Source organism: Cloacibacterium sp. TD35, from assembly GCF_028864635.1.
Classification (GTDB): domain Bacteria; phylum Bacteroidota; class Bacteroidia; order Flavobacteriales; family Weeksellaceae; genus Cloacibacterium.
Genome location: NZ_CP104850.1, coordinates 393157 through 405539 on the forward strand (window position 1 = coordinate 393157; position 12383 = coordinate 405539).

Annotated in this window: 13 protein-coding genes and 1 pseudogene; 7 read left to right on the forward strand and 7 right to left on the reverse strand. The window is 32.5% G+C overall.

What is annotated here, in order from left to right; translation table 11 throughout:
* Positions 1-16 precede the first annotated feature (16 nt).
* The 6 genes from N7277_RS01725 to N7277_RS01750 all read left to right on the forward strand — a co-directional run bounded on the left by N7277_RS01725 (position 17) and on the right by N7277_RS01750 (position 4195).
* Positions 17-268 (forward strand): type B 50S ribosomal protein L31, encoded by a 252-nt coding sequence (locus N7277_RS01725; RefSeq protein ID WP_069800586.1) that lies wholly within the window; start codon positions 17-19, stop codon positions 266-268.
* 241 nt (positions 269-509) lie between these two features.
* A complete protein-coding gene (locus tag N7277_RS01730; RefSeq protein WP_274780055.1) occupies positions 510-1670 on the forward strand; it encodes a GlmU family protein in 1161 nt (386 codons plus the stop codon).
* Between the two features lie 192 nt (positions 1671-1862).
* Entirely contained in the window at positions 1863-2372 is a 510-nt protein-coding gene (locus N7277_RS01735; protein ID WP_104794192.1) for an RNA polymerase sigma factor, read from the forward strand.
* A gap of 11 nt (positions 2373-2383) precedes the next feature.
* Entirely contained in the window at positions 2384-3022 is a 639-nt protein-coding gene (locus tag N7277_RS01740; RefSeq protein ID WP_274780056.1) for a hypothetical protein, read from the forward strand.
* A 13-nt stretch (positions 3023-3035) separates the two neighbouring features.
* Positions 3036-3602: a DUF4252 domain-containing protein gene (locus tag N7277_RS01745; RefSeq protein WP_274780057.1), complete on the forward strand. Its 567-nt coding sequence runs from the start codon at positions 3036-3038 to the stop codon at positions 3600-3602.
* 80 nt (positions 3603-3682) lie between these two features.
* The gene (locus N7277_RS01750; RefSeq protein WP_274780058.1) at positions 3683-4195 is read left to right on the forward strand and encodes a DUF4252 domain-containing protein; all 513 of its coding nucleotides are present in this window, start codon (positions 3683-3685) and stop codon (positions 4193-4195) included.
* A 31-nt stretch (positions 4196-4226) separates the two neighbouring features.
* Here the strand turns inward: N7277_RS01750 and N7277_RS01755 are convergent, their stop codons facing one another.
* Positions 4227-4751 (reverse strand): phosphoglycerate mutase family protein, encoded by a 525-nt coding sequence (locus tag N7277_RS01755; protein WP_274780059.1) that lies wholly within the window; start codon positions 4749-4751, stop codon positions 4227-4229.
* Between the two features lie 209 nt (positions 4752-4960).
* Here N7277_RS01755 and recA point away from each other — a divergent pair, with 209 nt between their 5' ends.
* Positions 4961-5959, forward strand: a complete 999-nt coding sequence (gene recA / locus N7277_RS01760; RefSeq protein ID WP_274780060.1) for a recombinase RecA — start codon at positions 4961-4963, stop codon at positions 5957-5959.
* 105 nt (positions 5960-6064) lie between these two features.
* Here the strand turns inward: recA and N7277_RS01765 are convergent, their stop codons facing one another.
* From N7277_RS01765 to N7277_RS01790, 6 genes and pseudogenes are all read right to left on the reverse strand, one after another.
* Positions 6065-6379: an MGMT family protein gene (locus tag N7277_RS01765; RefSeq protein WP_274780061.1), complete on the reverse strand. Its 315-nt coding sequence runs from the start codon at positions 6377-6379 to the stop codon at positions 6065-6067.
* Between the two features lie 90 nt (positions 6380-6469).
* Positions 6470-7447, reverse strand: coding sequence for a deoxyhypusine synthase family protein (locus tag N7277_RS01770; RefSeq protein ID WP_274780062.1), 978 nt, complete (start codon positions 7445-7447; stop codon positions 6470-6472).
* A 214-nt stretch (positions 7448-7661) separates the two neighbouring features.
* Positions 7662-8053: pseudogene (arfB, locus tag N7277_RS01775) on the reverse strand (alternative ribosome rescue aminoacyl-tRNA hydrolase ArfB).
* The gene (locus N7277_RS01780; protein ID WP_274780063.1) at positions 8053-9072 is read right to left on the reverse strand and encodes an AMP-binding protein; all 1020 of its coding nucleotides are present in this window, start codon (positions 9070-9072) and stop codon (positions 8053-8055) included. Before N7277_RS01780 ends, arfB begins: the two are co-directional and overlap by 1 nt.
* 1 nt (position 9073) lies before the next feature.
* Positions 9074-10831, reverse strand: a complete 1758-nt coding sequence (argS, locus tag N7277_RS01785; RefSeq protein WP_274780064.1) for an arginine--tRNA ligase — start codon at positions 10829-10831, stop codon at positions 9074-9076.
* Positions 10832-10913: 82 nt separating this feature from the next.
* Complete coding sequence (locus tag N7277_RS01790; RefSeq protein ID WP_274780065.1) at positions 10914-12365, reverse strand: SusD/RagB family nutrient-binding outer membrane lipoprotein; 1452 nt, start codon at positions 12363-12365, stop codon at positions 10914-10916.
* Positions 12366-12383 lie beyond the last annotated feature (18 nt).

Here is a 12383-nt window from a genome sequence, read left to right on the forward strand (position 1 = left end):
AAAAGACAATAAAGATATGAAATCAGGAATTCACCCAGAAAATTATAGATTAGTTGTATTCAAAGACATGAGTAATGACGAAGTGTTTCTTTGCAAATCTACAGCTGAAACTAAAGATACTATTGTTTACGAAGGTACAGAATATCCATTAATCAAAATGGAAATATCTTCTACTTCTCACCCATTCTACACTGGTAAAGTAAAATTAGTAGATACTGCAGGTAGAGTAGACAAATTCATGAACAAATACAAAAAATTCGCTAAGTAATTTAGCCGATTTTTTCATAATAAATCAGTCCTTCAAAAATTTTGAAGGACTTTTTTTGTAAATTTGTTTACAATCAACGCAAAGACGCAAGAAAAAATAAAAATTGAAACGTTTTAAAGGCGCCAAGAAAAATTTGTTTAAAGACAAATTCTTTGCGACTTAAAAGACTAACGCTGATAAAAAATTGTTTTGCGCCATTGCGTTAAAATTTTTGAATTTAAATTTTAAATCTTGAATTAAAATGCAACTTATATTTTCTGATGCTCAATTTTGGGGAGATTTCCTTCCGCTTACTTATACCAAACCTATCGCAGAACTTAGAACAGGAATTCTTACGTTTTCTGAACGTTGGCAAAAACTGCTAGATTCTTCAGAAGTTTCTTACATCACCGAAGATTATCTTCAAAAAAAATATAAATCCTACGAAAAGAAAGAAAGTTTACTGATTACTCCAAATTTTCTTCCTTCGGAAAGTGTTTTGGCTCAAATTAAAAATTTGCAACTGGGAGAAGCTTTGATTTATGAAAACGAAGTTTTAGCGGCTAGATTAAACATGGAAAACTTCTCACTTTCGCAGATTGAAAAAATGACAGACATTACCGAAGAACTGATTTTCTTTAAAAAATCTACGGATTTATTTTCTCTAAATGACAAAGCGATTGATTTTGATTTTGAATTGGTGACCAAAGGGAGAACTTCTGCTCCACTTTCTGAAACCAATGGATTTTTAGGCAAAAAAGAAGATTTATTTATAGAAGAAGGTGCCGAGATAGAATTTGCCACGCTTAATTGCAAAACTGGGAAAATCTACATCGGCAAAAATGCAGAAATTATGGAAGGTTCTGTAGTTAGAGGAAGTCTCGCACTTTGTGAAGGCTCTAAAATTAATATGGGTTCTAAAATTTATGGAGCTACAACCATCGGTCCACATTCTAAAGTAGGTGGTGAAGTGAATAATATCGTTATCTCTGGTTTTACCAATAAAGGTCACGAAGGTTTTGTAGGAAATTCTGTGATTGGCGAATGGTGCAATCTTGGAGCAGACACCAATTCTTCTAACCTCAAAAACAATTACGCAGAAGTAAAACTCTGGAGTTATCCATCCAAAAAATTTGTAAAAACTGGACTTCAATTTTGTGGATTAATTATGGGAGACCATTCTAAAACAGCCATTAACACTCAATTTAATACAGGAACTGTAGTGGGAGTTGGCGCTAATATTTTCAAAAGTGGATTTCCACCAAATTTGATTGAACATTTTTCTTGGGGCGGATTTAAAGGAGATGAAAAATTCAGATTAGAAACTGCCTATGAAGTTGCAGAAAAAGCTATGGCAAGAAGAAAAATAACTTTAACTGAAGAAGATAAGGAAATTCTGAAATGGGTTTATGAGAATTGTTAATTTTTTGAACACAACAATTTAAACTATTGCGTTATCATTTCGTAGGAATCAAAACACGTATAAAATAAATACAAGCCGCTTTCAAAATATTTGAAAGCGGCTTTTTTAATTAAAAATCAAGAAAATAAAAAATTTTTATTTCTGATGTAATATTTTTCCGACCTTCGTTGTCTTACCTATAGAAACTAACCTATGAACCAAGAAACATTTAAGAATACTGTATTTGTTTTGAAAGACGAGATGTATCGTTTTGCAAAGCGATTCTTGGTGAGTAGTGACGAAGCCGAAGATTTGGTGCAGGATTTAATGCTGAAATTTTGGCAAAAAAAAGATGAATTGGTACATCTTAATTTAAAATCTTATGTACTAAAATGTGTGAAAAACGAGTGTCTCAATAAACTGAAACACGAAACGGTGAAACAGAATTTTGCAGATTTTCAGCTTCATAGAAGTGAGCTCTACAAAATGGAAACCAATAATCTGAAAGAGAAAATTTTAGAATTTATCAATGCGCTCCCCGAAAAACAGAAATTGGTTATTCACCTGAAAGATGTAGAAGAATATGAAGTCTCGGAAATATCGGAGATTTTAGAAATAGAAGAAAATGCAGTGAGAGTGAATCTGATGAGAGCCAGACAAAAAGTAAAAGAACAGATTAACAACCTGTTAGCGTTTGAAAATAGAAAAATTCAAAACATTTAAAACACTAAACAATGAACCCAAATATAGATAAAGAATACCAAAACATATTCCAAGAACTGAAGGAAGAAAAAATGGATTGGAATTTCGAAGATTTCTTGAAAAAAACCGAAGAAAAACCAAATGAAACTAAAAGAATTCCTTTGAAAAAAGGATCTGGTGGCGGCAGTCAAAAATGGTATTGGATGGCTGCAAGTTTGGTTACGCTGTTTGGCATGATGATGTTTTTTAACCCAGACATTACAGAACCAACTTTGAAACCTATTGCTTCTAATAACAGTAATCCCTCACAAAAACCAACGCAAACAAAAACCACTAAAATAACTGAAAATCAAAACTTTAACAACAATTCAAACACCACCAAAGTTGCTGAAAACAACGTAAAACCAACTAAAAAAATAAATCACGAGTTCAGAAATGAACATCAAAATATTGCTTCCCAACCATCTACAAACGTAAAAAATTCTACTGAAATTCTAGAAAATCCAGCAGAAGAATACAGCGCTGATTATGTAATCGTTAATGGCAAAAAAATCTATAACGAAGAAGAAGCAATCGATATTACGAAGGACGCATTTCAACTTTTCGCGAGTAACGTTACCAAAACTATAAACCAGGCAGAGCCTATCAAAAATTTATCTATTAACTTTTAAAAAAATTAATACAATGAAAAATATTATCACATTCCTATTCCTTATGTTTTTGCCAGTGTTTGCTTTGGCTCAAACTGAAAAATTAGACGCTATTTTTGAAAAATATCAAGAAGCAGAAGGCGTAACTTCTATTAAGATTGCTAAACCAATGTTCAGGCTGCTCAATAACATCAATATAGATGATGCAGATATGGACAAAATTAAACCGCTTATTAGTAAAATGAATGGTTTAAAAATTCTTATCATGGAAAAACCTGAAACGGCAGAAAAACCTACCGCTGCTCAATTAGCTGCCATCAATGAAGCAAGTAAAGTAAAAAATGAAATTCTAGCTGCAGTAAAAAATCTGAAATATGATGAACTCATGACGCTAAACAGTAAAGACAATAAAATCAAGTTTTTAGCAGCAGATACAAGTTCTAATTTACTGAATAACATGCTATTAACCATTTCTTCTGAGGATGAAAATATCTTGATGATGTTAGACGGACAAATCTCTATGGACGATGTTTCTAACTTGATTAATGACGTTCAAAAAGAAGATAAAGCACCTAAGACACCAGAAAAACCTAAAAAATAAACACTAAAATCGCCATTGTAAAATAGAACTTTTGAAAATGGCGATTCTCTTTCAACCATTGTCAACTAAAATTAACACTTATGAAATCATTTCTAAAACTTATAGCAATTTTTACCATTTTGGTCTCTCTTCAATCTTGTATTGTAACTGAAAAGTCTCTCTACAACGAAGAAACAAAAGGAAACGCAACCGTTACCAAAATAAATGTTCCGATGTTTATAGTAAAACCTTACATCAAAAAAGCATTAAGAGAAGACGGTGAATCAGAAGAAGTTATTCGCCTTATCAAAAAAATCAGAAAAGTAAAAGTTTACACCGTACAAAATGCTTCTGATAAAATGGTTACCCAATTTTCTAGACAATCTTTTGGTAGCAATTTACAAGAATTGATGAGTGTAAACAGCAAAGATTCTAAAATTAAAATTATGTCTGCAATTACAGATTCAGAAACAATGATTAAGGATTTACTGATTACCGTGAGAGATGATAAAGAATTGGTTTACGTAAAAGTTTTAGGAAAATTCTCTTTGGATGACATCTCAAGAATCGCAGAATTATCGAAAAAGAATAAAGATACCGTTGCAAATAATTAAAATAAAAACTGCCTCAAAAAGGGCAGTTTTTTTAATACAATAAATGATAAATTTTCACTTTTTTATCATTTTCAAAAAAATTGACAATATAAATGTCATTAAATTTTTCGTCTGGAATATCTTTGAACAAAGGTTGCTGAATAAATTCATTAAGCAAAACTGGGTTGGTATTAGAATGTCCTGAAATAATATTGACTTCTGTTTTTTTAGTCAAATCATTTTTCACAAATTCAGAAATTTCTCTCGGATTGTAAATCTTCAAATCTAATTTTTTCTCTAAAATCAAAGGCTCTAAAGTTTCTCGAGTTCTGAAAAAATCTGTGCTAAAAGCATTCTGAATTTTTACTTTTTTGAATAGTTGAGCTAAATGTTTTGCCCTTTTTTTTCCTGCTTCAGAAAGATGAGGATTTTTGCCATTATTTTCTTTCTCACCATGTCTTACGATAATATAAACCAAGGCTTTTTTATCAATACTTTGCTTTATATTTTTAGATGTCGCTTTACCCACAAAAACAGTATCTACTTTTTGCTGTGCAAAAGTAAAATTGAAGTCCAAAAAAAATAATAAAAGAAAAAAAGAAACAGTTCTCATTATTTTCATAAAGTAAAATTATCTTACAAATCTAAAATAAAATTTTAAATCAGTTTACACGACATATTTTGTCGCATAACCATATTATCTTTGTCGTAGAAAAGAAGAAAATAACGAAATTTTCTTTCTATGTATAAACAAATTAATTGTATTTTTGATAAAATTTAAGAAAAATGAGCAGTATAGACGATAAGAAAAAAGCACTCGCATTAGTCCTCGAAAAAATGGATAAAACCTACGGAAAAGGTACCGTAATGAAAATGGGAGACAATGCAGTAGAAGAAGTAGAAGTAATTCCTAGTGGTTCACTTGGTTTAGATATTGCTTTGGGAGTTGGTGGTTATCCAAAAGGAAGAGTCATCGAAATTTACGGTCCTGAATCTTCAGGTAAAACCACACTTACTATGCACGCGATTGCAGAATCTCAAAAACAAGGCGGAATTGCAGCTTTTATAGATGCAGAACACGCTTTTGATGCGGTTTATGCTAAAAAATTAGGAATAGATGTAGAAAATTTAATTATTTCTCAACCAGATAATGGTGAACAAGCATTAGAAATTGCAGATAATTTAATCCGTTCTGGAGCGATTGATATTGTGGTAATCGACTCTGTGGCAGCATTGACCCCAAAAGCTGAAATTGAAGGAGAAATGGGTGATTCTAAAATGGGATTACATGCTAGATTAATGTCTCAAGCTTTGAGAAAATTAACAGCTACAATTTCTAGAACAAAATGCACCGTAATTTTCATTAACCAGTTAAGAGAAAAAATTGGCGTAATGTTCGGAAATCCTGAAACAACCACTGGTGGAAACGCACTGAAATTCTATGCTTCGGTAAGAATTGACATCAGAAGAAGTGGTTCTCCTATCAAAGTAGGCGAAGATGCTGTAGGAAACCGCGTGAAAGTAAAAATTGTTAAAAACAAAGTTGCTCCGCCGTTTAAAAATACAGAATTCGATATTATGTACGGTGAAGGAATTTCTAAAGTAGGCGAAATTCTAGATTTGGGTGTCGAGTTTGATATTGTTAAAAAATCTGGTTCTTGGTTCAGCTATGGCGATACGAAACTAGGACAAGGTAGAGACGCAGTAAAAGAATTACTAAAAGATAATCCTGAACTTTTAGAGGAGCTTTCTGAAAAAATAAAAGAGGCTATTAAAAACAAATAGTTTTTTGAGCTGTTAAATAACCCGGCGCGAGCTTTGCTCGCGCCGGGTTTGTTTTATTTATTTTTTTAAATTTTTTGAATGCACTTTTTTGACCAATTCCTTTGTCTACAAATTAATTTCTTCTAAAGGATTCCAAAAAATTTGCTTGAAATTCTGAATTTTATTTCCTTTTACTTCTACTCCTTCTTTGGCTAACTTTTCTGTAAATTTTGGAATACAACTTTCTGCAGAAATAATTCCACAAGCGCTACAAACTCTATGTGCTGGGAAATCTTCTTCATAATGTCGTAAAGCATTCCCAACATGACGAGAATGATTAGGAAAACCAACTGCTTTAGCAATCGCTCCATAAGTAGTTACTCTGCCTTGAGGAATCATCCTGATGATTTCAAAAACTTGTTGTTTGAAGGTTTCGTTCATTGAATAAATTTAAATAAAATTAACAAAAAAACGCCCAAAATAATTTGAGCGTTTATATAACTTTCAGCGTCTAACTTTCGTCTTCTTGCTTTATGAATTTTCTAAAATATATTTGAAAATTAAAGGTGCACAAATTGTAGCATCACTTTCAACGATGAACTTCGGTGTAGTGATATCTAATTTACCCCAAGTGATTTTTTCGTTTGGAACAGCTCCAGAATATGAACCATAAGAAGTGGTAGAATCTGAAATCTGACAGAAATAGCTCCAGAATGGGATGTCGTGCATTTCCATATCCTGATACAACATTGGCACTACACAAATTGGGAAATCTCCTGCAATTCCTCCCCCAATTTGGAAGAAACCAACTCCTTTACCACCGCTATTTTTTGGATACCAATCTGCTAAAAACATCATATATTCAATTCCAGATTTCATGGTAGAAGGTTTTAAATCTCCTTTAATACAGTAGCTTGTGAAGATATTACCCATCGTAGAATCTTCCCAACCAGGTACTACAATTGGTAAGTTTTTCTCTGCTGCAGCAATCATCCAAGAATTTTCTCTTGGGATTTCATAGTACTGTTCTAGAACTCCAGAAAGAATCATCTTGTACATATATTCGTGCGGAAAATATTTTTCTCCTTTAGCTTCTGCATCTTTCCAAATTTCATAAATATGTTTTTGCAATCTACGGAAAGCCTCTTCTTCTGGAATACAAGTATCCGTAACTCTATTTAAACCTCTTTCCAATAAATCCCACTCTTCTTGAGGAGTAAGATCTCTGTAATGAGGCACTCTTTCGTAGTGAGAATGTGCTACCAAATTCATTAAATCTTCTTCTAAATTCGCACCAGTACAAGAGATAATATCTACTTTGTCTTCACGAATCATATCTGCCAAAATTTTTCCCATTTCTGCAGTAGACATTGCTCCAGCAAGAGTAATCATCATTTTACCTCCGTCTTTTAGGTGTGCTACATAACCTTTTGCAGCATCTACTAAAGCAGCAGAATTAAAATGCAAATAATATTTTTCTATAAATTCGGTAATCGGTTTATTGCTCATTTTTATAAGAATTTTTGCAAAGATAAGGTTTTTAAAGAGAAGTGAGAAGTGGTACTCACGAAGTTTTAATCCAATGAATTGATTAAAACATAATATCTAAAAGCCAAAATTCCTTTTTGAAATTTCGTTAATTTCGTTGGGTCAAGATGGCTGTATTTGGGTAAGAACTTTTTATTGAATCGGTTAACAATTCGGAAAACTGACTTTTTCATATTTAATACTTGAATTTTCTATTTTCTTTCTTTTCAGAGAGCTTTTTTTGCTTTCTAGGCGCTTTTCTACTTTTGCTCGGCTTGGCTTGGTTGCAATTCTTTTCTTCGGAACGATGAGCGATTTATTTACCAGTTCCTGAATCTTTTCAATCGCAATTTTTTTATTTTGCAATTGTGTTCTGCTTTCAGAAACTGTAGTTTGAAGAATTCCTTCTGCATTAATTTTGTTTTTAAGCTTCAACAAAATTCTTTCTTTTTCACTTTCTGTAAAAACCGCAGAATCTTCTACCTTCCATAGTACTGTTACAGAAGTTTCTACTTTGTTTACATTTTGTCCGCCACTTCCGCTACTTCTAGAAGTTTTGTAAGAAAGCTCTTGCGCGAAAGACTTCATTAATAAATCAATTTTAAAATTTCTTTCCTTAAAACCTTACCGTTTTCCGCTCTTGGGAATTTCTCTAAAAATAAGATTTCTTTAGGAATATGAAACTTGCTTGGAAATTCTAAATTATAAATTTTAGACTTTAGAAGTTCTTCATTTTTTCCTTCGATGACTAAAACCAATTTTTCGCCAAAAATTTCGTCAAATTTCCCAATAAAAACTAAATCTTGAGTAACATATTTCTTAACCAAGCTTTCTAATTCTTCGGCAAAGATTTTTACTCCTCCAGAATTAATAACATTGTCAAATCTCCCTAAAAATTTGAATTGCTTTTCATTCAGCAATTCTACAATATCATTAGTTTGCAAAATTTCTGGATTAAGTTTTGGTGCGAAAATTTTCAAACAGTTTCTTTCATCTACAGATATTTCAACATCATTAAAAATCGTAAAATAATTTTCCTGAACTGGCGAAATTTGCTTCAAAGCAATATGAGAAAGCGTTTCGCTCATCCCATAAGTCTCAAAAATTTTGTTGGATGATGGATGTTGGATAACAGATGTTAATTGAGATTTGAGATTTTCTGAAACGGCCGCTCCTCCAATGATAAGGTTTCTGATGAGATGAATATTTTCTATTGAATTTTGAACCTGCAAGGGAGTCATCGCGCAAAATTCTACATTTTCATAAATTTTAGGAGTAGAACTGGGTACAGAAATAATAATTTTCAGCTTTCTTTCGATAGCTCTCACTAGCATCATTTTACCAGAAATATACTGAACTGGCAAACAAAGCAAAGCTGTATCCCCTTCTTTCAATCCTAAAAAATCGCATGTCATTTTCGCAGAGCTGAGCATTCTCTTTTTTTCGATTTCAAAGACTTTCGGAATTCCTGTAGAACCCGAAGTTTGAACCGAAACGGTTTCAGAATGAGAAAACCAATCTTGCAAAAAAGAAATCACCTTTTCCTCGAATTCATTCTCTGGAAAAAGTGATTCTATATTGATATTTTTAGAAAAATCAAAAATCATTTTACATTCTGTTTACCACATTAATTCCCAATAAATTTAAGGATTTTTTGATGGTTTTTGCGGTTAAATCTGAAATTTGGAGTTTGAATTGCTTAGCATTTTCGTCTTCCAAAGTCATCACAGGATTGTTTTGATAGAAAGAATTATACGTTTTAACCAAATCGTAAACGTAATTCGCAACTTGAGCCGGGCTTAAAGTTTCTGCAGCTTTTTCTACAACGTCTTTAAAATTAGATAATTGCATGATTAATTCTTTCTCTGAAGCATTTGGCTGATAACTTCCAAAATCTGCTTCTACAAAATTTGCTCTATTCAATAAAGATTGAATTCTAGCATAAGTGTATTGAATAAAAGGCCCTGTATTTCCATTGAAATCGATACTTTCTGCAGGGTTAAAAAGCATTTTCTTTTTAGGATCTACTTTCAACATAAAATATTTCAAAGCACCTAAACCTACAATTTCGTAAGATTTTTCTTTTTCTTCGCTTGTTAAACCTTCTAATTTTCCTAATTCTTCCGATTTTTCTTTAGCAGTAAGATACATTTCTTGCATTAAATCATCTGCATCTACCACTGTTCCTTCACGAGATTTCATTTTGCCTTCAGGCAATTCTACCATTCCGTAAGAAAGGTGATACAATTGGTTTGCCCAATCGTAGCCTAATTTTTTCAGAATTAAAAACAATACTTGAAAGTGATAATCTTGTTCATTACCAACGGTATAAATGAGTTTTTGAATGTCATTTTGTTTGAAACGTTCTACTGCAGTTCCCAAATCTTGCGTCATGTACACAGAAGTTCCATCACCACGAAGAACGAGTTTTTGATCAAGTCCATCTTCAGTTAAATCAATCCAAACAGAATTATCTTCTTTTTTGAAGAAAACACCTTTTGCCAAGCCATCTTCGATGATGTCTTTTCCTAAAATATAGGTATTGCTTTCGTACTGAACTTGGTCAAAATCAACACCTAGTCTTTTGTAGGTCTCGTTGAAACCTGCATAAACCCATGAGTTCATTTTCTCCCAAAGTTCACGAACTTCTGGTTTATTTTGCTCCCAATCTAAAAGCATTTTTTGAGCTTCAAGAATTATTGGCGATTGTTTTTTTGCAGCTTCCTCATCTAAACCTTGTTCTTTAAGCTCAGAAATTTGGGCTTTATAATTTTTATCAAATTCTACGTAATAATTCCCAACCAATTTATCTCCTTTTAAACCAGTAGTTTCTGGGGTCTCCCCTTTACCAAATTTTTCCCAAGCGAGCATTGATTTACAAATATGAATCCCTCTATCATTGATGATTTGAGTTTTTACCACATTGTAACCTGCTTCTTTAAGAATTTGAGCGACAGAAAAGCCTAATAAATTGTTTCTGATGTGCCCTAAATGCAATGGCTTATTGGTGTTCGGTGAAGAATATTCTACCATTACGGTTTGATTCTTATTTTCCTTTACGTCAAACTGAGATTTTATTTCTTTGAAATTCTGAACAAACGCTTCGTTATTCATTGATAAATTCAAGAAACCTTTTACAACATTAAAGTTGTCGATAACTCCTTGATTTTTTAATTCTTCTCCTAACTCATTGCCTAAAACATCTGGACTTTTCTTTGCCAACTTTACCAAAGGAAAAATAACCACTGTGAAATCTCCTTCGAAATCTGTTTTGTTTTGTTGTACTTCTAAAGTAAGATTTTCAATTTGATAATTGATTTTTAAAATCTCAGAAATAGAGTTTTGTATATGCTGTTTAATATCCATTTTCTATATTTTATGCAAAGATAATAAATAAAAAAACCACCCGAAAAATCGGATGGTTTTTATTGTATTTATTTGAAATAAATTAGAATTTATCCCAGAATAGTTTTGTAAGTGCATTATCTCCACCAATAGCTGTAGCAGCAGCTTTTACATTAGCAGGATTTAATACATATTCTTGATCAGAATAAGGTAATCTTACTGGCACTCCATCAAGTCTTGAGTTTGCTGGGTTAACCATAACTGGATTATCTAATCTTCTGATAAAGTTCCATGAAGCAAAAGCTTGATCACCAAACATTGCTATGAAAGCTTCCTTACCAATTGACGCCTTCCAATTTACAGCATCATAAACAACAGTTGCTTTATATGCTGTAGCAGCTGCTGTAGAAACACCATACTGATCCATAGATGCTTGAATAGCACTTGAGAATAATGTAGCAGCAGTACCACCAGCATTATAACCTCTTGCAGCCGCTTCAGTTCTTAAGAACATTACCTCAGCATAAGAAAGCAAAGTAATAGGACCTGATGCAGAAGAGAAATACTTACCTGCGTCTTTATTTCCTAGATTTGCGTTCTGTTTATAGCTGTTTAAAGAACCAAAAGTCCCTCCTGGATATTGACCTGCATTTGCTCCTTCTGAAGCAGGGTTAAATAAGATTGGAATTCTTGGGTCTGAATTAGCATTCATATAATCCATTACAAGTTTAGTTGGTACAAAATCATATCTACCTGAAGCAACCAACTCATCATGGAAAGGTGATTTAAATTGAGAACCGTCAAAAGACATTGCATAATTATCAGCGTTAGAAGCTAAAACGCCCGAAGAAATAGCACTTTCTGCTGCAGCTTTAGAAGCCGCAGGATCTACATCTGCTAAGTTCATCGCTAATCTCAATTTAATTGAGTTTGCTAATTTTTTCCATTTAGCCATATCACCATGATATGCATAATCTGAAGAATAACCGTCTTCACTAGTGTTAATTTTTGCAATAGCAGCATCTAATCTAGTTAATAAGCTAGTATAGATAGTTTTTGCATCATCATACTTAGGAGATAAAATTTGTGGAGCTTTTAGAGCTTCTGAATATGGAATATTACCATAAGTATCAACTAAAACTTCCCAAGCATAGATAGAAGAAATTTCTAAAGTTGCCCATTTGTTGTTTTGAACAGCTGGAATATTTCCTTCTTTTTCTAACTGTAGCATAGCATCACTATAATTCTTAAGAACTCTATCGTACATTCTATTAAAGAAGTTTCTAGGCTGGTTTCTAGTAACTAAATCATAGTTCGTTTCATCAGTATATGTAGTCTCTGCAATTTGTTGTGTTAAGAAAACAAAGTTTCCTTGGTTAACGTTTGGAGATGCAACATAATAAAATTGCTGTTGCTGAGCGGTTGCCAATAATAAATAAGAAGGCAAAGTTTGGGGATGTTTGGGATCAACATTTAAAGCAGTAATATCTCTTTCACAAGAAGTAACACCTAATGCTGCTACTGCCATACCCAATATTAATATTATTTTTTTCATTTTCTTAGCTTAATTTAA

What these genes read in the sequence shown, in the direction of transcription:
- N7277_RS01725 (WP_069800586.1), top strand. Translation starts at nt 17, where the DNA reads ATGAAATCAGGAATTCACCCAGAAAATTATAGATTAGTTGTATTCAAA.
- N7277_RS01730 (WP_274780055.1), top strand. Translation starts at nt 510, where the DNA reads ATGCAACTTATATTTTCTGATGCTCAATTTTGGGGAGATTTCCTTCCG.
- N7277_RS01735 (WP_104794192.1), top strand. Translation starts at nt 1,863, where the DNA reads ATGAACCAAGAAACATTTAAGAATACTGTATTTGTTTTGAAAGACGAG.
- N7277_RS01740 (WP_274780056.1), top strand. Translation starts at nt 2,384, where the DNA reads ATGAACCCAAATATAGATAAAGAATACCAAAACATATTCCAAGAACTG.
- N7277_RS01745 (WP_274780057.1), top strand. Translation starts at nt 3,036, where the DNA reads ATGAAAAATATTATCACATTCCTATTCCTTATGTTTTTGCCAGTGTTT.
- N7277_RS01750 (WP_274780058.1), top strand. Translation starts at nt 3,683, where the DNA reads ATGAAATCATTTCTAAAACTTATAGCAATTTTTACCATTTTGGTCTCT.
- recA (WP_274780060.1), top strand. Translation starts at nt 4,961, where the DNA reads ATGAGCAGTATAGACGATAAGAAAAAAGCACTCGCATTAGTCCTCGAA.
- N7277_RS01765 (WP_274780061.1), bottom strand. Translation starts at nt 6,379, where the DNA reads ATGAACGAAACCTTCAAACAACAAGTTTTTGAAATCATCAGGATGATT.
- N7277_RS01770 (WP_274780062.1), bottom strand. Translation starts at nt 7,447, where the DNA reads ATGAGCAATAAACCGATTACCGAATTTATAGAAAAATATTATTTGCAT.
- N7277_RS01780 (WP_274780063.1), bottom strand. Translation starts at nt 9,072, where the DNA reads ATGATTTTTGATTTTTCTAAAAATATCAATATAGAATCACTTTTTCCA.
- argS (WP_274780064.1), bottom strand. Translation starts at nt 10,831, where the DNA reads ATGGATATTAAACAGCATATACAAAACTCTATTTCTGAGATTTTAAAA.
- N7277_RS01790 (WP_274780065.1), bottom strand. Translation starts at nt 12,365, where the DNA reads ATGAAAAAAATAATATTAATATTGGGTATGGCAGTAGCAGCATTAGGT.